16 protein-coding genes are annotated in these 17926 nt (G+C 69.3%); 11 read left to right on the top strand and 5 right to left on the bottom strand.

Features of this window, described 5'->3' with window-relative positions; all coding sequences use genetic code 11:
- Window positions 1–141 precede the first annotated feature (141 nt).
- On the bottom strand, window positions 142–612 hold the full coding sequence (locus BO221_RS23460; RefSeq protein WP_073562702.1) for an NUDIX hydrolase: 471 nt from the start codon (window positions 610–612) through the stop codon (window positions 142–144).
- Between the two features lie 288 nt (window positions 613–900).
- Between BO221_RS23460 and BO221_RS23455 the strand changes: the two genes are divergently transcribed.
- Entirely contained in the window at window positions 901–1341 is a 441-nt protein-coding gene (locus tag BO221_RS23455; protein ID WP_073562701.1) for a hypothetical protein, read from the top strand.
- A gap of 62 nt (window positions 1342–1403) precedes the next feature.
- Here BO221_RS23455 and pip read toward each other — a convergent pair whose 3' ends face one another.
- Window positions 1404–2363 carry a prolyl aminopeptidase gene (gene pip / locus BO221_RS23450; protein WP_073562700.1) on the bottom strand — a complete coding sequence of 320 codons (960 nt, stop codon included), beginning with the start codon at window positions 2361–2363 and terminating at the stop codon, window positions 1404–1406.
- A 210-nt stretch (window positions 2364–2573) separates the two neighbouring features.
- On the opposite strand from pip, the gene BO221_RS53920 reads away from it, so the two are divergent.
- A complete protein-coding gene (locus BO221_RS53920; RefSeq protein ID WP_143195631.1) occupies window positions 2574–3812 on the top strand; it encodes a hypothetical protein in 1239 nt (412 codons plus the stop codon).
- Between the two features lie 76 nt (window positions 3813–3888).
- On the opposite strand, the gene BO221_RS23440 is transcribed toward BO221_RS53920, so the two are convergent.
- On the bottom strand, window positions 3889–4089 hold the full coding sequence (locus BO221_RS23440; protein ID WP_073562698.1) for a hypothetical protein: 201 nt from the start codon (window positions 4087–4089) through the stop codon (window positions 3889–3891).
- 359 nt (window positions 4090–4448) lie between these two features.
- Here BO221_RS23440 and BO221_RS23435 point away from each other — a divergent pair, with 359 nt between their 5' ends.
- From BO221_RS23435 to yvcK, 6 genes are all read left to right on the top strand, one after another.
- The gene (locus tag BO221_RS23435) at window positions 4449–5090 is read left to right on the top strand and encodes a polysaccharide biosynthesis/export family protein (protein WP_073562697.1); all 642 of its coding nucleotides are present in this window, start codon (window positions 4449–4451) and stop codon (window positions 5088–5090) included.
- Window positions 5091–5147: 57 nt separating this feature from the next.
- Window positions 5148–6302, top strand: coding sequence for a hypothetical protein (locus BO221_RS23430; RefSeq protein ID WP_143195630.1), 1155 nt, complete (start codon window positions 5148–5150; stop codon window positions 6300–6302).
- A 27-nt stretch (window positions 6303–6329) separates the two neighbouring features.
- Window positions 6330–7751, top strand: a complete 1422-nt coding sequence (locus BO221_RS23425; protein ID WP_073562695.1) for a Wzz/FepE/Etk N-terminal domain-containing protein — start codon at window positions 6330–6332, stop codon at window positions 7749–7751.
- Between the two features lie 40 nt (window positions 7752–7791).
- A complete protein-coding gene (locus tag BO221_RS23420) occupies window positions 7792–8529 on the top strand; it encodes a CpsD/CapB family tyrosine-protein kinase (RefSeq protein ID WP_073562845.1) in 738 nt (245 codons plus the stop codon).
- A gap of 100 nt (window positions 8530–8629) precedes the next feature.
- Window positions 8630–10015: a sugar transferase gene (locus BO221_RS23415; RefSeq protein ID WP_073562694.1), complete on the top strand. Its 1386-nt coding sequence runs from the start codon at window positions 8630–8632 to the stop codon at window positions 10013–10015.
- An 89-nt stretch (window positions 10016–10104) separates the two neighbouring features.
- The gene (gene yvcK / locus BO221_RS23410) at window positions 10105–11163 is read left to right on the top strand and encodes a gluconeogenesis factor YvcK family protein (RefSeq protein ID WP_073562693.1); all 1059 of its coding nucleotides are present in this window, start codon (window positions 10105–10107) and stop codon (window positions 11161–11163) included.
- A 30-nt stretch (window positions 11164–11193) separates the two neighbouring features.
- On the opposite strand, the gene BO221_RS23405 is transcribed toward yvcK, so the two are convergent.
- The gene (locus tag BO221_RS23405; protein WP_073562692.1) at window positions 11194–12609 is read right to left on the bottom strand and encodes an NAD(P)/FAD-dependent oxidoreductase; all 1416 of its coding nucleotides are present in this window, start codon (window positions 12607–12609) and stop codon (window positions 11194–11196) included.
- 81 nt (window positions 12610–12690) lie between these two features.
- Window positions 12691–14100 carry an NAD(P)/FAD-dependent oxidoreductase gene (locus BO221_RS23400; protein ID WP_073562691.1) on the bottom strand — a complete coding sequence of 470 codons (1410 nt, stop codon included), beginning with the start codon at window positions 14098–14100 and terminating at the stop codon, window positions 12691–12693.
- A 219-nt stretch (window positions 14101–14319) separates the two neighbouring features.
- Here BO221_RS23400 and BO221_RS23395 point away from each other — a divergent pair, with 219 nt between their 5' ends.
- The 3 genes from BO221_RS23395 to BO221_RS23385 all read left to right on the top strand — a co-directional run bounded on the left by BO221_RS23395 (window position 14320) and on the right by BO221_RS23385 (window position 17919).
- On the top strand, window positions 14320–15438 hold the full coding sequence (locus tag BO221_RS23395; RefSeq protein WP_073562690.1) for a GNAT family N-acetyltransferase: 1119 nt from the start codon (window positions 14320–14322) through the stop codon (window positions 15436–15438).
- Complete coding sequence (locus BO221_RS23390) at window positions 15426–16601, top strand: DegT/DnrJ/EryC1/StrS family aminotransferase (RefSeq protein ID WP_073562689.1); 1176 nt, start codon at window positions 15426–15428, stop codon at window positions 16599–16601. The genes BO221_RS23395 and BO221_RS23390 overlap by 13 nt, the downstream gene beginning before the upstream one ends.
- A 106-nt stretch (window positions 16602–16707) precedes the next feature.
- On the top strand, window positions 16708–17919 hold the full coding sequence (locus BO221_RS23385; protein ID WP_073562688.1) for a GNAT family N-acetyltransferase: 1212 nt from the start codon (window positions 16708–16710) through the stop codon (window positions 17917–17919).
- Window positions 17920–17926: the final 7 nt, after the last annotated feature.

Below are 17926 nucleotides of genomic sequence, written 5' to 3'. Positions count from 1 at the left end.
CGGCTCCCGTCCTGGAGCGGGCTCCCTGGGAAGCGGGGGATGCCGTTGCGCATCCCCCGTTGAGTCCGCCAGCCACGCTCACCGGGCTCTCCTGTGCCCCCGTTTCGGCGGAGGGTGCTCTCTCCTGGGGGCAGGGGAGGATCAGACTTCCTCGTCAGGCAGGAGCGTGAGCAGCAACTCATCGTCGGGGCCGAGAGGGCGCCAGCCGGGATGCGGCGGCGTGGCGAGGAGTGCATCGCCGGCCTTGTCGGCGCGTTCCTTATGGGTCTCTGGGGTGAAGGTAACCCAAGCGCCGAGTGCATGGGCGACGTCGAAGCGGTTTGCGTCGTCGAGCACCGCCGGCCAGCCATTTGGGAGACACGCCCACAGTTCTCGCACGAGTTGTCCGCGCACCAGGCGTGTGATCCGACGACTTCGCTCTGCTTCAGCCACCAGTCCTTTGAACACCTGCACTCCCGCGACGTCGTCCGGACCGAGATCCTCAGCCAGAGCCACCAGCGACGCGGTGGGGCGTGCCTCGGCGAAGGCCGTGAGTGAATCGTAACCCCGCTCGCGGACCCGCTCGTACAGGCGTGCTACCCAGTTGCCCTGAAAAGGATGTCTGTCGCTCATGGTCCTCTCCACGGGATGCCGAGGATTCACACAAACTGCGGGAAAGCCGCAACTGGGGCAAGCCCACTGGCGGTGGCATGGGGGATCGCGCTTACGTCACGTGACGGGACCGGACACCCGGGGCGTCCCCTCCTTGATTCGGACTCCCCGGGTGTTTACCTGACGCATCGCACCGAGGCGCGAGAGCCCTCCCGTGCGTGGAATGTTGTGCTATGCGCCCCGGGCGGACCGGACGGGGCTTCGCGGCCTCCGGGCGCGTTCCGTCCAGTGAACGAAAGGCACGATTCGATGGCGTCACTCACCGAGACGTTGACCAACCAGAACAAGAAGGCGGCCGTCATTGATGACTGCTGCACGCTCATCGACGCCGAGGTCGCCGACAAGGGCGGCATCTCGGGGCTCGCCATCAAGGCGGGCTACAGCGCCGTGAAGAACATCAAGCCGGGTTTCATCCGGCACGCCGTGGAGGATCTCCTCCCCGATTTCGCCAAGGCGCTGGATCCGCTCTACCAGGAGGCCAAGACGGGCGGGAGGCCGGTAGGGGCGCACATCGCGGCGAACTCCGGCCGCGCCGCGGATGCCCTGCTCACCATCACCGATGGCAAGGTCCGCAACGCGCAGAGCGGCCTCGTCAAGGGCACCTACGAGAAGCTGCGCGGCACGGCGAAGAAGAACGTCGAGGCCGCCATTCCCCGCATCGGCAAGCTCATCGAGAAGCACGGCGGCTGAGCCCGGAGCGGTGGGCGTGGTCCCGCCGCTTCAGTGCTCGCGCCACGGCCAGGTGCTCCTGTCTAGCGGCGGAACTTGTCCGTGGCCTCGACGAGCGCGCTCGTGGTGCCCGGCTCGAACGCCGCGTGTCCCGCGTCCGGAATGATCTTCAGCTCCGCTTCCGGCCACGCCTTGTGCAGCGCCCAGGCGCTGTCCATGGGGCAGCACATGTCATAGCGGCCCTGGACGATGACGGCCGGGATGTGGCGGATGCGAGGCACGTCGTCCAGCAGCTGCGTGTCACTGCGCAGGAAGGCACGGTTGACGAAGTAGTGGCACTCGATGCGCGCGAAGGCGAGCGAGAAGTCGTCCTCGCCCAGGTGCGCGATGTAGTTCGCGTTGGGCGCGAGGTAGCTGGTGCGGCCTTCCCAGATGCTCCAGGCCCTCGCCGCCTCCTGGCGCACCTTGGGATCATCCCCCATCAATCGCCGGTAGTACGCCTGGACCAGGTCCCCCCGCTCCTCGGGAGGAATGGGCGCGAGGTAGTCCTCCCACGCGTCCGGGAAGATGGTGTGCGCGCCGTGCTGGTAGAACCAGCGGATCTCCTGCTGGCGCAGCAGGAAGATGCCGCGCAGCACCAGCTCCGAGACGTGCTTCGGGTGCTTCTGCGCGTAGGCCAGCGCGAGCGTGCTGCCCCACGAACCGCCGAACACCTGCCACTTCTCGATGCCCAGGTGGCGGCGCAGCGTCTCCATGTCCTCCACCAGGTGCCAGGTGGTGTTCTCCTCCACGGAGGCGAAGGGCGTGCTCTTGCCGCAGCCGCGCTGGTCGAAGAGGACGATGCGGTACGCCGCCGGATCGAAGAAACGCCGCTGCTTGGGATCCGTGCCGCTGCCCGGCCCACCGTGCACGAAGACGACCGGCTTGCCCTTCGGGTTGCCGCTCTCCTCGAAGTAGAGCTCGTGGAGGTCGGACACGCGGAGGCGGCCGGTGTTGTAGGGCTCGATGGGCGGGTAGAGGGTGCGGAGCTCGGGGGTGGCCATATGGCGGCGCACCCTAGCAGACGAGCGCTTCACGGGCCCTCGGGTTGGACGGGAGCAATTACCGGCAGTGAAACCGGGAGGACAGTACCGCCGCGACCACCGGCCCATGCACGCCGCCCATCAGGGCCTGTTCGCATCCGGTTCGATGCGGCGAGTGTGGTAGCAGGGGGACGCGAACGCCGTACGCGATCCCGAGAGGGGGGAGTCAGCATGAAGCTTTGGAAGACCGGGTGGATGCTCGCCGTGCTGGGTGTGGTGATGGCGGGCTGCCCCACCAGCGATCCCGACGACACGTGCGCGCAGGATTCGGACTGTGCCGCGGGCCAGCAGTGCGAGCTGGCGACAGGCCAGTGCGTGGCCAGAACGGATGGTGGGATGGATGGCGGGGACACCGGTGCGGGGGATGGCGGGACGGACGGTGGGACGGATGGCGGGATGAACGGTGGCGGGGATGGTGGAACGGACGGTGGGGCGGATGGAGGCGCGTCGTGCGGGGACGCCTCGGATTGTCTGGCGTCGGAGTTCTGCGATCCCACGTCGAAGGTCTGTGTGCCCAAGTGCACCAAGGACACGGACTGTGGCGAGGGCCACACGTGTGACACGGCGACGGGCCGGTGCGAGGAGAAGGTGGTGGACAGGGACCTGTCGTGTACGGCCGACACGGACTGTCTGGAGGGGGAGATCTGCCACCCCACGGCGAAGGCGTGCGTGCGGACGTGCGAGAGCAGCGTGGACTGCCCGGACTCCGCGAAGACGTGCGATCCGATGAGCGCCACCAGCTCCCAGAAGATCTGCAAGTGCTCCACGGACGTGCTGTGCAACCTGTACCGCAGCACGCCTGACCTGGTGTGCTCGAACCAGGAGAAGGTGTGCGCGCCGAGGTGCACGTCGGATGTGGACTGCGCCACGGGGCAGATCTGCGAGACGTCGACGGGGCAGTGCCAGGCGGGGGGCGGTACGGGTGCTCCCTGCACCGGAGAGGGTCAGTCGTCCTGCGACTACGGCACGCACTTCTGCGGCACGAACCAGTGCACGCCGCTGCCGGCCCCTACCTGCGCCAACTACGAGAGCTTCTCGGGCAAGGGTAATCTCGGCACCACGGGCCCCATCCTCTACAATGCCCGGCTGATGGGCGTCGTGACGGACTCGGCCTACTGCGGGCCGACGACGCCCAAACAGGTGAAGATCGCTCTCTCGGCGTACAACAACAGGCCCTTCCCGACGACTCGCGATGGCTTGGGCGGCTTCTTCTTCGTGCGGGTCGATGGAACGATGGTGGACGCCACCAACCTGATGCTGTCGGCCGCGGGCAACTACACCGTGTCGGGAGACAACCGGGAACGCGCCGAGCTCGTCGTGAACCTCTGCTACCCCTCGACGAGCACGTCCGTCTCGACCGGCTTCTACTTCACGAACGGCAACTTCTTCTGCTACCAGGCCAACTTCTAGGACTCACGCTAGAAGGCCGTGCCTGAAGGGCTCGCGGAGTTCCCTTCCACTCCGCGAGCCTTCCCCCGTAGCTTTTTCAGGCTTCCTTGGCGATGCCGGCCGCGGGCACCGTCTCCTTGCCGCTGCCCAGCATGGAGCTGCCCGCGAACAGGCCCGCGCCGACCAGTGCGAGCGAGGCCGCCTCCGCGTAGGTGCCCAGCACCGAGCCGAGCAGCGCCATCATTCCCGCTCCCACCACGAACATCCCGACCACCGCCCCCGCCGCCGCCTTGCTCATAGCCTCCGTCCACTCCTCTCTCTCCCGGGCCTTTCCCGCGCCCGGGTTCCTCCAGGGATGGCTTCAAGTGGCGTGCCACGTCTTCCCCCGGGGGGAATGGGAAAAGCCCTGGCACGGGGTGGGAAAACTCTTTCCCTTTGTGAGGGCCTCCCGGCGTGTGATCCGCACCCGCCCCTCGGGGTGATGCCGGAATTTTTTCCCGGACATCCCACCCGCTTCCGTAGGGGTGTAGCGCGTAACCCATGACGATCCGGGGACTTTGCCTGCTCGAAGGCTTTGGCACACCCGCTGCTAATGCCTCCCGCGAACATGTGGTCCCTGTCTTTTTGGGAGGCAGGGGACTTTGGGAGAGGCGAGCGATGGGAAAGACGAGCGCGAGGTGGTGGGTGGTGCTGGGATTGCTCCTCCTGTCGGGGTGTGCCCACCGGGGCACGGCGCGGGTGGACAACTCGGACCAGCCGTACCGCATCGGCCGTGAGGACGTCCTCGATGTGGCGGTGTGGCGTGACGCGGATCTCTCGCGCACGCTGCCGGTGCGCCCCGATGGTTTCATCTCCCTGCCCATGGTGGGCGAGGTGAAGGCCGAGGGCCGTACGCCCAACGAGCTGGCCGATGAGGTTCGCGAGGCCCTCAAGCCGTATGTGCAGGATCCCCGCGTCACGGTGATCGTCCGCGAGGTGAACAGCAGCCGCGTCTTCATCACCGGCGAGGTGACGCACCCTGGCGCCTACCCGCTGCGTGGCCGGGTGTCCATCCTCCAGGCCATTGCCCTGGCGGGCGGCTTCACCGACTTCGCGGACCGCGACGCCATCGTCGTGCTGCGCCGCTCGGCGGCGAAGCAGGCCAATACGGCGGAGGGCTCGGGTACGGGTGGCTCGGGTGACGTGGAGGGCGCCACGCAGGGCGACTACATCTCCGTGAGCTACCGCGACCTGGTGGAGGAGCCGGAGAAGTACGAGCCGCTCATCCTTCGGCCCGGTGACACCATCATCGTGCCGTAACGGAACGGGAGCACCGCGGAGCGTGGTCTGGGTGGGTGCGTGGGGATGGAGGGTGCCGTGAGGGTTTCCTGGAAGAGATGGTTGGCGGCGGCGGCGGTCGTGGGGACCTCTCCGGCCGCGCTCGCGGGCACGGTGGTGGAGCCTCGGGCCCGGGTGTCGCTCGAGGAGCGCTACGACGATGACTTCCGGCTCAATACCGCCGGCGCGACGGGTGGTCAGTTGATGACCAAGATCACGCCGCGGATCGGGCTGGACATGAAGGATCCGACGCTGAAGCTGGAGAGCTACTACGCGGCGGATCTCCTGATGCGGCATGGCAGTGGCCGGGTGACGTTGGATCACCGCGGCGGGCTGATGGTGAACAAGCGGCTGTCGCGCCGCCTGCGGGTGGAGGCGTCCGGGAGCATCTACCGGGTGACGGACCCGGCCTCGCTGCCGCGTGACAGCGTGGCCCGCTCGACGGACCCGGTGCTCTACGGCCAGTCGCGCGTGTACGTGTCGGGGCGGCTGAGCCGGGTGGTGGACGTGGCGGCTGGCTACAACTTCGAGGGCGTGAGGGTGCAGGTGCCGGGCAGTGTCGCCGGTTTCGTGCACACCCCGTTCGCGGAGCTGTGGCTGCGCACCACGCGGCGGTTGTCGCTGGGAGTGGAGTACCGCTACCAGGGCTTCGTCTTCGGCGACAACTTCCAGCAGGCGCACGGTGTCTTCGGTGCGCTGCGCTACCGGCTGTCGCGGCAGACGACGTTCACGGCTCGTGGTGGCCCGGTGTCCTTCGACTCCGGGGATGGGACCCGGGGGCTGATTCCCCGGATGAGGTTGGAGCTGCTGCACGAGGCGGGGCCGTTCGACCTGGGCTTCGTCGCGGGGCATGACCTGGTGGGAGCCAGTGGCTTCACCAACGCGCTGTGGGCGGACTTCGCGGGACTGGTGCTCAACCGGCACTTCAGCGACCGGATATCCGTCTACGGGATGGCCAGCTTCTTCCGCAATGGACGCGCGCCAGGGGAGGGGGCCTTTACCTGGGATGGGGGGGCGCGAGTGGCCCAGGGCTACGCGCTGGGCGCGGGGCTCGAGTACGAGATCAACCGGTATGTGTCGATGCAGGCGGCCGTGGATCGGATCTCGCAGGTGGGGATGGAAGAGGAAGTGGCGGCGGGAGTGAACCTGACCCGGAACGTCGCGGCGATCCGGCTGCACATGAAGGCTTGGTGACACGTGGAGCGAGGAGGAGGAGCGCACATGGAGCGTGGGATGACGGCAGACCAGGTGCTGAAGGCACTGTGGCGCCGGAAGGTGCTGGTCGGGGCCATCGTGCTGGGAGTTTTCGCGGTGGGAGCCGCCATCGTGTTGAGCCAGCCGAGCGTGTACGAGGCAACGGCGGTGGTGCGCGTGCAGCACCAGCGCCCCGGAGAGGAGATGGTGCAGCGCACCGTCAGTGAGCTGGTGGAGCAGCGGCTGCTCACCGTCCGCCAGGAGCTCATGGCGCGGCCGGTGCTGCAGAAGGCCATCGAGGAGATGAACCTCTATCCGGACATCGTCTCGGAGAAGGGCATGGAGTCCGCCGTCAACCGCATGCGCAAGGACATCACCGTGCGCGTGGAGGGGGAGAGCGCCTTCGAGCTGACGTACTCGAGCACGGATCCGAACGTGGCGGCGCAGGTGGCCAACCGGCTGCCGCAGCTCTTCGCCGAGCAGGCGATGAAGTCCCGCCAGGAGCAGGCGGCGCGCGCCACCAAGCTCTTCGAGGACGAGGTGGTCTCGCTCTCCAAGAGCGTCACCGAGTGGGAGAAGAAGATCGCCCAGTTCAAGGTGGACCACCAGGGTGAGCTGCCCGAGCAGCTGGAGATGAACATGCGCGGCCTGGAGCGTGTGGGCGCCCTGCTGCAGACGAAGTCCGAGGAGCTGCGCGTGGCCGAGGCCCGCCGCTCCGACCTGGCGCGGGCCCGCAACGCCGCGGACAGCGAGGCCGGCCGTCTCGAGGCCGCCGAGAGCACCCTCACCCAGGGCCTGGTGGCCGCCCGCTCCTCGTGGACGGCGGATCACCCCGAGGTGAAGCGCCTCAACCAGGAGCTCACCACCATGCGTGAGCGCCGCAAGGAGGCCGAGAGCCGCCAGTGGGCCGAGCGTCAGGAGCGCACCCGCGTGGCCGAGCTCATCACCAACATCCAGAAGGAGATCGAGGGGCTGCACCTGCAGGCCAAGGACTACCAGGCCCGCCTGGATCGCACCCCGCAGTGGGCCCACGCGCTGGGCGTGCTGAACCGGGACTACGAGATCGCCCGCACCAAGTACCAGAGCGTGGTGTCCCGCCGGGTGGAGGCGGAGCTGGCCCAGGAGCTCGAGGCCAAGAGCGCCGAGAGCCTCTTCTCCACCATCTCCCCGGCCGGCGTGCCGGTGGCGGCGGCGAAGCCGGACCGCGTCAGCGGGTTGCTCATCTGCTTCCTGCTCGCCCTGGGCGCGGGAGTGCTCACCGGTGTGGTGATGGAGATGCGTGACGACAGCATCCGCGACACCCAGGAGCTGCGCGATCGCCTGCCGCTCCCCGTGCTCGCGGTGGTCCCGAACATGCAGGGCAAGGCGGAGAAGCGGGTGCTGATGCCCGCCACGGGGAACCGCAATGGGGTGGTGACGTCTTCTTCGTCCGACTCGCCGCTCAACTAGGAGACTTCGGGTGAACAACGCGGAATCCGGGAGGAATGGAATGGAGCAGCAAATGGATCGGGCGGGGAATTTCCTTCCCCGGGTGGATGACGCGGCGGGCTCGCCCAACGCGGTGGACAGGCGGGTGGTGTCGCTGACGGCGCCGGCGTCGGGTGCGGCGGAGCAGTACCGCAGCCTCTACTACCGGCTGGAGCGGATGCGCGAGCTGCGTCCGCTCAAGGTGGTGGGTGTCACCTCGGCCATGCCCGGCGAGGGCAAGACGGTCACCACCGTCAACCTCGCCCTGGCGGCGGCCCGGGCGAATCCGGAGCGGCGCATCCTCCTCATCGACGCGGACCTGCGCCGCGGCCAGGTGGCGGACGTGCTCGGCATCAAGGGGCGGCCCGGCCTGTCGGAGCTGCTCAGCGGCGAGTGCGAGGTGCGCGAGCTGGTGCGCCGCTTCCACGCCACGCGCATGGCCGTCATCACCGCGGGCTCCACGCCGGAGGAGCCCACCCAGGCGCTGGCCAGTGGGAAGATGAAGCAGTTCCTCAAGGTGGTGCGCGAGCACTTCGACGAGGTCTACATGGACCTGCCGCCGACGCTGCCCTTCGCGGACTCGGCCATCCTGGGGCACCAGACGGACGGTCTGCTCATGGTGGTGCGCGCCAACGTCACCCCGGCCGGGGCCGTCAACCAGGCCGTGGAGCAGCTGGGTGGGGCGCCCATCCTGGGCTGCGTGCTGAACGGCGCGGAGATGAGCGACACGCCGTATCTGAAGAACTACGTCCGGAAGTAGCGGACGCGGAGTGCATCCGGCCACGCGGGCAGGAGGCGCGTGGCCGGGTGCCGCCGGGCAGGACAGGGGGGAATTGGGCGAGGCGGTCGGAGGGAGATACGTGCTTCGGGTATTCCATCATTACTTTTCATCCAGGAAGCTGACGCTCTTCATCATCGAGGGCGCCGCCATCGCCCTGGCGTGTCTGCTGGGAGCGGCGGCCTGCGCGAGGATGCTGGCGCCGGCGGACACCCACCTGGCCCTGAACCAGGCGATGCCGGGGCTGCTGCTGCTGGGGGCCACGTTCGTCCCCACCTTCCAGTTTTCGCTGTACCTGATGGATCTGTACAACCTGCGGGTGGCGGCGGAGGACCGGGGCCGTGGGGCGCGGCTGCTCAAGGCGGCGGGTGTCACGACGGCGGTGGTGGGCCTGTTGATGCTGGCGCTGCCGCTGGTGTTGCCGGTGCGGCTGCCGCCCGGGGCGCTGCTGGGCGGGGCCGTGGGCGCCCTGGTGGGCACGCTGCTGGTGCGCGCCTCGCTGCGCGCGGTGGTGGGGGTTCCCAGCCGCGTGCTCATCGTGGGGGATGGCCTCAAGGCGCGCTCGGTGGCCACCGCCATCGAGCAGGGCGGTGAGGACAGCTTCCAGGTGGTGGCGCTGGTGGATCCGCGCGAGCCGCGGGCCAACGGCCAGCCGGCCGAGCCGGTGGATGTGACGGCCGAGCGGCTCGGGGCCGGCTTCGTGGTGCAGGCGGCGGATGACATGCGCGGGGCCAACTGGATGGAGGCGCTGCTGCGCTGCCGTCTGGCCGGGCGCCGGGTGTACGAGGCCTCCGGCTTCTGCGAGCGGGTGCTGCGCCGCTTCCCGGTGGCGCACCTGCGCACCAGTGACTTCGCCTTCGCGGACGAGCTGACGGTGTCGCGCCCCCGCCGGTGGGCCAAGCGCGTCTTCGACATCCTCGTGGCCTCGACGCTGCTGCTGTGCGCCGCGCCCTTCCTGCTGCTGGTGGCGTTGGCCATCAAGCTGGACTCCAAGGGGCCGCTCTTCTACCGGCAGGAGCGCGTGGGGCTCAATGGCAGGACGTACCAGCTGTGGAAGTTCCGCAGCATGCGCACCGACGCGGAGAAGGACGGCGCGGTGTGGGCCCGGGCGAATGATGACCGTGTCACGCGGGTGGGCCGCTTCATCCGCAAGACGCGCATCGACGAGATTCCCCAGGTGTTCAACATCCTGACGGGCGACATGAGCTTCGTGGGGCCCCGGCCGGAACGCCCCGTGTTCGTCGAGCAGCTCAAACAGCAGATTCCCTTCTATGGGTTGCGTGAGGCGGTGAAGCCCGGACTCACGGGGTGGGCGCAGATCCGCTACCCGTACGGGGCTTCGGTGGAGGATGCGCGCAACAAGCTGGAGTTCGACCTGTACTACGTGAAGAACGGCTCCCTGTTCCTGGACATGGGCATCATCTTCCACACCGTGCGGCACGTGTTGCTGGCGCGGGGGGCGCGGTAGGGCGGTAAGGGCCGCAGTGGCTCGGGTGGAGTGACGCCGCCGGGGGGCCCGGCGGTGGTGGTTGGGACGGGCGTTGGAGGGGATGGGACATGCTCGAGTCGTTGGAATGGGAGGCGCGCGAGGAGCGCCGGGCGGGCAACCGCAACGAGTTGATGCAGGCGCTCGATGTCCGGCCGACGCGGATCGTCGCCATGGGCGGAGGGACGGGGTTGCCCATGGTGCTGCGCGGCCTGGCCCGGCGCGCGGATCCGAAGCTGGGAGACCCGGGCCTGGACATCACCGCCGTGGTGGCGATGAGTGATGACGGCGGGAGCTCCGGCCGGCTGCGGCGCACGCGGGGGACGCTGCCTCCCGGGGATGTGCGCAACTGCCTGGTGGCGCTGGCGGGTGGAAAGGCCAACAGCCCCTTGAGCGAGGTCTTCCAGTACCGCTTCGCGGGCAGGCGCGGGCTGGCGGGCCACGCGGTGGGCAACCTGCTGATCGCCGCGCTCGCCGAGCTCAAGGGGGACTTCCTGGAGGCGGTGCGCGTCTCCGGGGAGCTGCTGGGCGTGAAGGGCCGGGTGCTGCCGAGCACCACCTCGCCGGTGCAACTGGTGGCGCAGATGGAGGACGCCACCGAGGTGGTGGGCGAGCGCAACATCAGCCGCGCCCATGGCCGCATCCGCAAGGTGCTGCTCAGCCCGCGCTCGCCGCCTCCGGTGGATGGGCTGATCGAGTCCATCCGCACCGCGGACCTGATCGCCATCGGGCCCGGCTCGCTGTACTCGAGCGTGATGCCCAACCTGCTGGTGGACGGGGTGGCCCAGGCGCTGTGCGAGACGCGGGCGCTGAAGGTGATGGTGGCCAACCTGATGACGCAGCCGGGCGAGACGGACGGCATGGACTGCCTGGATCACGTGCGCGCCGTCATCGACCACGTGGGCCCGGTGCTGGACGCGGTGTTGATCAACGGCGCCCAGCCTTCCGAGGAGGCCGCCAAACGCTACGCCCTCAAGGGCCAGTTCCCCGTCCGGGTGGATCGCCGCGCCCTCATCAGCGCGGGCGTGGTGCCGGTGGAGGCGGACCTCCTCAAGGAGTGCCCGCGCATCCGTCACGACAGCCGCAAGGTGGCGCGCTGCCTGCTGAAGATGGCGCGCTCCGGGTTGTAGACGAGGGCTCCTCCCGGGGGAGCCGCCCGCTCAGGCCGCCTGCTCCTTGGCGGCGGCCGGGGCGAAGGGCGGCTCCGGCTTTCGCTCCAGATCGGCGGCGGTGGGCTTCGTGGTGAGGACCTTCAGCACCAGGCGCGGGGAGAAGAGCGCCGTGGGCTGATCGACCATCTGCATCACCCGGACGAAGGTGAGCAGGGCCTCCTCGTCGAGGCACGCGAGCGTCTGGAAGCGGTCGCTGTACCAGTTCGTCAGGGCGAACGCGGGGGGGCGCTTGCCCTCCACCTGGGGGAAGCGCAGGTCTCCGGTCGTCGCCATGGACCAGGGGGTGGCCAGGAGCTCGCCCACCTGCCGGCGGTAGCGCTGGGACACACCGCTCAGGCCCTGACGCAGGCACTCGCCCAGGGCCTGTGCCTGCAGCGCGCCCGTGGTCATGCCCTGGCCGTAGATGGGGTTGAAGGAGCAGAACGCATCGCCCACGGGCGCCAGCCCTTCCGGGAAACGAGGCATTCGCTCGTAGTGGCGCCGCTGGTTGTGCGAGTAGCGGAAGATGTTGATGGGCCCGAGCGGTTCGGCGTGCTGGAGCACCTCGTGGATGTGCGGCTGGGCCAGGGTCCGCGTGAATTCGATGTAACCGGCGTCATCCAAGGGCGGTTGCACGCCATGCCAGCCGCCGAGCAGGAGCAGCATCTGGCCGTTCTCGATGGGGGCGAGCACGGCCATCCGCGGATCCGTGGGCAGCTGGGGGGCGATGGTCATCATCTTCCAGTCCGCCACGAGGCCAGGAGGCCGCCGGAAGAGCCGGCTGGCGTAGACCAGATCGACCTGGATGTGCGTCTCCTCCACGCGGGGGTAGCCGAGGGCCTCCAGCCACTGGGGCGTGCGCGAGCCGCGGCCACTGGCGTCCACCACCAGCTCGGCCTCGAGTGTCTCCTCCTGGCCGCCGCCGGGGATGCGCAGGTGGACACCGGTGACGCGGGCCTTGTCCGCGCTCGTCTGGAAGCCCGTCACCTCGCGGCCATCGCGCACGGTCACGTTGGGCAGGGCCTTGAGGCGCCGGCGGATCACCCACTCCAGCAGTGGCCGGCTCTGCGCGTAGAAGTGCAGACCGCAGGGGATTCGCGGGCGCCAGAGGCCGCCCATGAACCAGGCATGATCCCGGGTGAAGTCGACGAAAGAGGAGCCGGCCACCTCGAGCTCCTCCCGGAAGCCGGGGAAGACATCGCGCAGGACGTTCATGCCGGGCGTGAGCAGGCCGTGGACGTGGGAGCCCTGGGGTACGCCCTTGCGGAACTGGGGACCGTCCTCGAGGCGGTCACGCTCTACCAGGGTGACGCGCTCGAAGTGGCGGGCCAGGACACCCGCGGCGATCAGCCCCGCCGTGCTGCCGCCATAGACGATGGCGTGTTTGCCGGCGGGTGTGGAGGGGAGGGGGGTCGAAGTGCTCATGGGGACCTCGGTGCCGCGAATGAGGTCCCGGAGCGTAGGCGACAACCCGCCCGGCCGTCGAACACGTGAAGGCTCGCCTGCTCAGGTGGGCTGGTTGCTGGCCACGGTCATCGGCTTGGGTGCGTACCTCTGGGGATCGGAGGCGTGCCAGGTGGTGAGCACCTCGAGCAGCGTCCGGGGCGAGGCCATGGCGGCGGGGGACTCGACCATGTGCATCACCCGCATGAACGTCCTCAGAGCCTCCGGGTTCTGGGTCGCGAGCCGCTGGAAGCGGTCGCCGTACCAGTTCGTCAGGGCGAACCCGGGTGGGCGCCTGCCCTCCACTTCGGGGATGCGCAGGTCACCGGTGGTCGCCATGCTCCAGGGGACCTGCAGGAGCTTGCCCACCTGCCGCCGGTAGCGCTGTGCCACACCGCTCAGGCCCTGACGCAGGCACTCGCCCAGGGCCTGGGCCTGCAGCGCGCCCGTGGTCATGCCCTGGCCGTAGATGGGATTGAAGGAGCAGAACGCATCGCCCATCACGGCCAGCCCCTCGGGGAAGCGGGACATGCGCTCGTAGTGACGCCGCTGGTTGTGCGGGAAGCGGTAGTGGTGGATGGGCCCGAGCGGCTCGGCGTTCCGGAGGGCCTCGTAGAGGTGCGGCTGGGGCAGGCCCCGGGCGAACTCGAGGAAGTCCGCGTCGTCCGCCGGCGAGGGGCCTTCGCCCAGCCATCCTCCCAACATCACCAGCCAGCGGTCCTCTTCGATGCGCTGGATGGTTCCGACCTTCCGCTGCTCGGGCAGCCTGGGCGAGATGCTCAGGATCTCCCATCCGGGCTCGAAGCCGCGGGGCCGGTGGTAGATGCGGGTGGCGTAGCGCACGTCGATGTGGATGTGCGACTCCTCCACGCGGGGGTAGCCCAGGGCCTCCAGCCACTGCGGGGCGCGCGAGCCTCGGCCGCTGGCGTCCACCACCAGCCCGGCCTCGAGCGTCTCCTCCTGGCCGCCACCGGGGACCTGGAGCCGGACACCGGTGACGCGGGCCTTGTCCGCGCTCGTCTGGAAGCCCGCGACCTCGCGGCCATCGCGCACCGTCACGTTGGGCAGGGCCTGGAGGCGCTGCCGGATGACCCACTCGAGCAGGGGCCGGCTCTGGCAGGTGAAATCGAGCCCGATGCGCCCGCGGGGCACCCAGACGCCTCCCATGTACCAGGCGTGCTGCTCGGTCATGTCCAGGATGAGCCCGCCGGCGGCCTTCAGATCCTCGCGGAAGCCGGGGAAGACCTCGTCGAGGACGTTCAAGCCACGGGTGAGCAGGCTATGGGCGTGCGACGCCTGGGGGACGCCCTTGCGTGCTTGTGGCCCGTGCTCGAAGTGGTCTCGCTCCACGAGGGTGACGTGCTCGAAGTGGCGGGAGAGCACCCCTGCGGCGATCAGCCCGGTGATGCTGCCGCCATAGACGAGGGCGTGCTTGCCAGCGGGGGTGGAGGGCAGGGGGGTCGAAGTACTCATGCGTGACTCGGTGTGTGTGTATGAAAGGACCGGGAGAGTAGGCGACATCGGCCGGAGGGTCGACTTGCTGACAAATCCCCGCCCGGACTCCGGAGTCCCCCCTGCGTGGAGCTGGACGGAAATGGCCCGCGTGGGTTGTGGGCGGGCGCGTCCGTTACCACCTTCCGGCGCACGCGGACCCCTGGAGGTTCCGCGCCGTCAGGAGCCGGACACATTCACATGGAAGCCAGACAGCTCTCCCCCGCACCGGGTGTCATCGAGGTGCAGGACCGGACCGCCTTCATGGCGCTCGAGCCCGAGTGGAACGCGCTCGTGGAGTCCACGGCCGACGAGCCCTTCTATCGTCACGAGTTCATCCGGGTATGGGTGGACAACTTCGCCCCGGAGTCGCGGCTGCGCGCGCTGACGCTGCGCGACGGCTCGGGACGGCTGAGCGCCGTGCTGCCGCTGATGGCGGGGCGGGCGTCGATGTATGGCGTGCCGGTGCGGCAGTTGTCCGCCGCGGCCAATACCCACTCGTGCCGTTTCGATGTGGTGGCGCGCGAGCCCGGAGCCGCCGCGGAGGCGTTCCTCTCGCACCTGCGCGCGGACAAGAGCTGGGACGTGCTGCTGCTCACGGATGTGCCCGAGGGTGGAGCCGGCTGGCCGCTGTACGAGGCGGCGAAGGCGGCGGGGCTGTCGGTGGGGACGTGGGAGTCGCTGCAGTCGCCCTACATCCCGTTGCCGGGCTCGTGGGAGGCGTACCAGCAGACGCTGCAGTCCAAGTTCAAGGCCAACTGCCGCCGCCGGCGCCGCAAGCTGGAGGAGAAGGGCCGCGTCACGGTGGAGCGGGTGGAGGGCGGGCTCGACCTGGAGTCGAAGCTGGAGGAGGGCTTCGCGCTGGAGGCGAGCGGCTGGAAGGGCCGGCGCGGGACGGCGATGGCGCAGGACGGGCGGACGCGGGGCTTCTACTCGGAGTTGGCGCGCACGGCGGGGTATGCGGGCCGGCTGGCGCTCTACTACATGCGGCTGGACGGGCGGGCGGTGGCCTTCCAGTACGCGCTGGAGTACGGCGGGCGCTATTTCCTGCTCAAGCCTGGCTACGACGAGTCGCTGGGAGACTGCAGCCCGGGCCAGCTCCTCATGGAGGACGTGCTGCGCGACTGCATGTCGCGGGGCCTGCGCGAGTTCGACTTCCTGGGGCCGGACATGGTGTGGAAGCGCGACTGGACGGACAAGGTGCGCCGCCACACGTGGCTCTACGTCTTCAACGACACGGCATTGGGCCGCGCGATGTGCGCGGCGAAGTTCCGCTGGGCCCCGGTGGCCAGGGAGGTGGTGGCGAAATGGAAGCGCTGACGACTACGCGGTTGTTCGTTCCCGCCCTGCCGACGCTGTGGCCGGGCATGTTGCTGGGCCGCGGTGAGCCGAGCGGCTTCATGCCCTTCAGCGCGCCCAACGTCCGCTGGTTCTACTTCGCCCGCAACGCCGTGTGGTTGACGGTGAAGATGCTGGGGTTGGACAAGGGCGAGGTGTTGATGCCGGCCTACCACCACGGTGTGGAGGTGGAGGCGGTGGCGGACGCGGGGGCCACGCCGCGCTTCTACCGGGTGGGCAGCCGGTGGGACGTGGACGTGGAGGACGTGGAGCGGCGCATCGGGCCGAACACGAAGGCGCTCTACCTCACGCACTACGCGGGCTTCCCCGGTCCGGCCGAGGAGATGCGGCGGATCGCGGACAAGCACGGCCTGCCGCTCATCGAGGACTGCGCGCTGTCGCTGCTGAGCGCGGACGGCTCGGTGCCGCTGGGGACGACGGGGGACATCGGCATCTTCTGCCTGTACAAGACGCTGCCGTTGCCGCATGGCGGGGCGCTCGTCGTCAACGGCCCGAGGCAATACAGCCTGCCCGAGCCGCCCACGCCGCCCATCACGTCCACGCTGAGCCACACGGTCTCCGCGCTGCTGCAGAACCTGGAGCTGCGAGGGGGCCGGTTCGGGCGCGGGCTGCGCGGCTTCATCCGGAGCCTGGGCAAGGGAGCGGTGAAGGCGGCGGACATCCAGCGGGTGGCCACGGGCACGCAGCACTTCGACAGGAGGCACGTGGACCTGGGGATGAGCCCGTTCGCCAGGCGGATCGCCCAGGCGCAGGACCTGGAGGCGATCGTCGAGCGGAGGAGGCGCAACTACTTCTTCCTGCTGGGACGGCTGAGGGACGTGTCTCCGCCGCTGTTCAACCAGTTGCCGGCGGGGGTGAGCCCGCTCTTCTACCCGCTGGTGGTGGAGGACAAGGCGGAGGTGCTGGCGAGGCTGCACGCGCGGGGGATCGAGGCCATCGACTTCTGGAGGCACATGCACCCGGCGTGCGACGCCTCGGCCTTCCCCGAGGTGATGCAGTTGAGGCGGAGCATCGTGGAGATTCCGTGCCACCAGGATCTCTCGCCGGAGGTGATGGCGGAGGTAGCGCTGGTGGTGCGGGGCGCGCTGACGCAGGACCGGCGCACCCGCAAGCACGCGGGCTGATCTCCTCCACCCGTCACAACCATCCCAGAAGTCTCTAGTTCCATCCCTCCCTCTCCCCCCGGGAGAGGGCCGGGGTGAGGGTATTTCGAGCCACGAGGTCAAAACCGTGATCCACGAAGCGGAACTGTCACCCACTCCGAGCCCCGCGCAATGGCTGGAGGTAGGAACCGTACGGGAACTGTCCCAGCTCGCGGGGCTGCGGAACGAGTGGGGCGAGCTGCTCGACGCGAGCAACGCGGGTCCGTTCAACGCATGGGAGTGGCTGTATCCGTGGTGCCGGCGGATCGGCGCGGAGCGCAAGCCCTTCGTGTTGCAGGCGAAGGATCGGACGGGGGCGCTGGTGGGGCTGATGCCGCTGGGCTTCGAGTTCCACTGGGTGCTCGGGAGGCCGGTGAGGCGGCTGGCGTTCCTGGGCGAGACGCACGTGGGGAGCGACTACCTGGACGTGGTCGCGCGGAGGGGCCGCGAGGAAGAAGTGGCGCGCGTCTTCGCCGAGGCCCTGTGGGAGCTGAGGGATCAGTGGGACGTGCTGGACCTGACGGACCTGCGCGAGGACTCGGTGACGGTGCGGGTGCTGCGGGAGACGTTCGAGAAGTACCGGGCGGACCTGCGGATGTCCACGCGGTACGTGTGCCCGTACGAGCCGCTGCCGAAGGGCGAGTCCTTCGACGGCTTCCTGAAGCGGACGAGCCGGCGGGACAACTACCTGCGGCGCAAGAAGTGGCTGGAGAAGCAGGCGGGCTACAGCATCGAGAAGACGGAGGCGCCGGGGGCGCTGGCGGGGCCGCTGACGGACTTCTTCCGGCTGCACTCGGCGCGGTGGGAGTCGGATGGAGGCTCGCAGGGCATTCGGGGGAAGGGCGTGGAGTCCTTCCATCGCGACGCGACGCAGCTGCTCGCGGAGCGGGGCCGGCTGCGCATGTACACGATGAAGGTGGGAGGCCAGGCGGTGGCCTCGGTGTACGGCATCCTGCACCGGGACACGTTCATCTACTTCCAGTCCGGCTATGACCCGGCGTGGCGCAACCGGAGCGTGGGCCTGGTGTTGGTGGGCGAGACGTTCAAGGACGCCATGGAAGCGGGGCTCCGCGAGTACGACTTCCTGCGCGGCACCGAGTCCTACAAGTCCGACTGGACGACGCAGCAGCGGCGCACGGTGTCGATGCGCGTGCTGTCGCCGGGTGGGGGAGGGGAGTGGCTGGTGCGGCGCGAGGAGGCCATGAAGCAGGTGCGCGAGGTGGCCAAGCGCGTGATGCCCCAGGACATGGTCGAGCGGGTGCGCCGGTTGAGGCGCAGGCTCTCCGCGGTCCGCGGTTGAGCCAGGC

The sequence above is a fragment of the Archangium sp. Cb G35 genome (assembly GCF_001896145.1).
Classification (GTDB): domain Bacteria; phylum Myxococcota; class Myxococcia; order Myxococcales; family Myxococcaceae; genus Archangium; species Archangium violaceum.
The sequence above is the reverse complement of the archived record's forward strand: the minus strand, read 5'-3'. Positions and strand labels throughout refer to the sequence as shown.

Excerpts from the sequence above, each read along its gene's own strand:
- BO221_RS53920 (WP_143195631.1), top strand. The coding sequence starts at position 2,574 with ATGAAGCTTTGGAAGACCGGGTGGATGCTCGCCGTGCTGGGTGTGGTG.
- BO221_RS23390 (WP_073562689.1), top strand. The coding sequence starts at position 15,426 with ATGGAAGCGCTGACGACTACGCGGTTGTTCGTTCCCGCCCTGCCGACG.
- BO221_RS23435 (WP_073562697.1), top strand. The coding sequence starts at position 4,449 with ATGGGAAAGACGAGCGCGAGGTGGTGGGTGGTGCTGGGATTGCTCCTC.
- BO221_RS23395 (WP_073562690.1), top strand. The coding sequence starts at position 14,320 with ATGGAAGCCAGACAGCTCTCCCCCGCACCGGGTGTCATCGAGGTGCAG.
- pip (WP_073562700.1), bottom strand. The coding sequence starts at position 2,363 with ATGGCCACCCCCGAGCTCCGCACCCTCTACCCGCCCATCGAGCCCTAC.
- BO221_RS23425 (WP_073562695.1), top strand. The coding sequence starts at position 6,330 with ATGGAGCGTGGGATGACGGCAGACCAGGTGCTGAAGGCACTGTGGCGC.
- BO221_RS23455 (WP_073562701.1), top strand. The coding sequence starts at position 901 with ATGGCGTCACTCACCGAGACGTTGACCAACCAGAACAAGAAGGCGGCC.
- BO221_RS23420 (WP_073562845.1), top strand. The coding sequence starts at position 7,792 with ATGGAGCAGCAAATGGATCGGGCGGGGAATTTCCTTCCCCGGGTGGAT.
- yvcK (WP_073562693.1), top strand. The coding sequence starts at position 10,105 with ATGCTCGAGTCGTTGGAATGGGAGGCGCGCGAGGAGCGCCGGGCGGGC.
- BO221_RS23405 (WP_073562692.1), bottom strand. The coding sequence starts at position 12,609 with ATGAGCACTTCGACCCCCCTCCCCTCCACACCCGCCGGCAAACACGCC.
- BO221_RS23440 (WP_073562698.1), bottom strand. The coding sequence starts at position 4,089 with ATGAGCAAGGCGGCGGCGGGGGCGGTGGTCGGGATGTTCGTGGTGGGA.
- BO221_RS23400 (WP_073562691.1), bottom strand. The coding sequence starts at position 14,100 with ATGAGTACTTCGACCCCCCTGCCCTCCACCCCCGCTGGCAAGCACGCC.
- BO221_RS23460 (WP_073562702.1), bottom strand. The coding sequence starts at position 612 with ATGAGCGACAGACATCCTTTTCAGGGCAACTGGGTAGCACGCCTGTAC.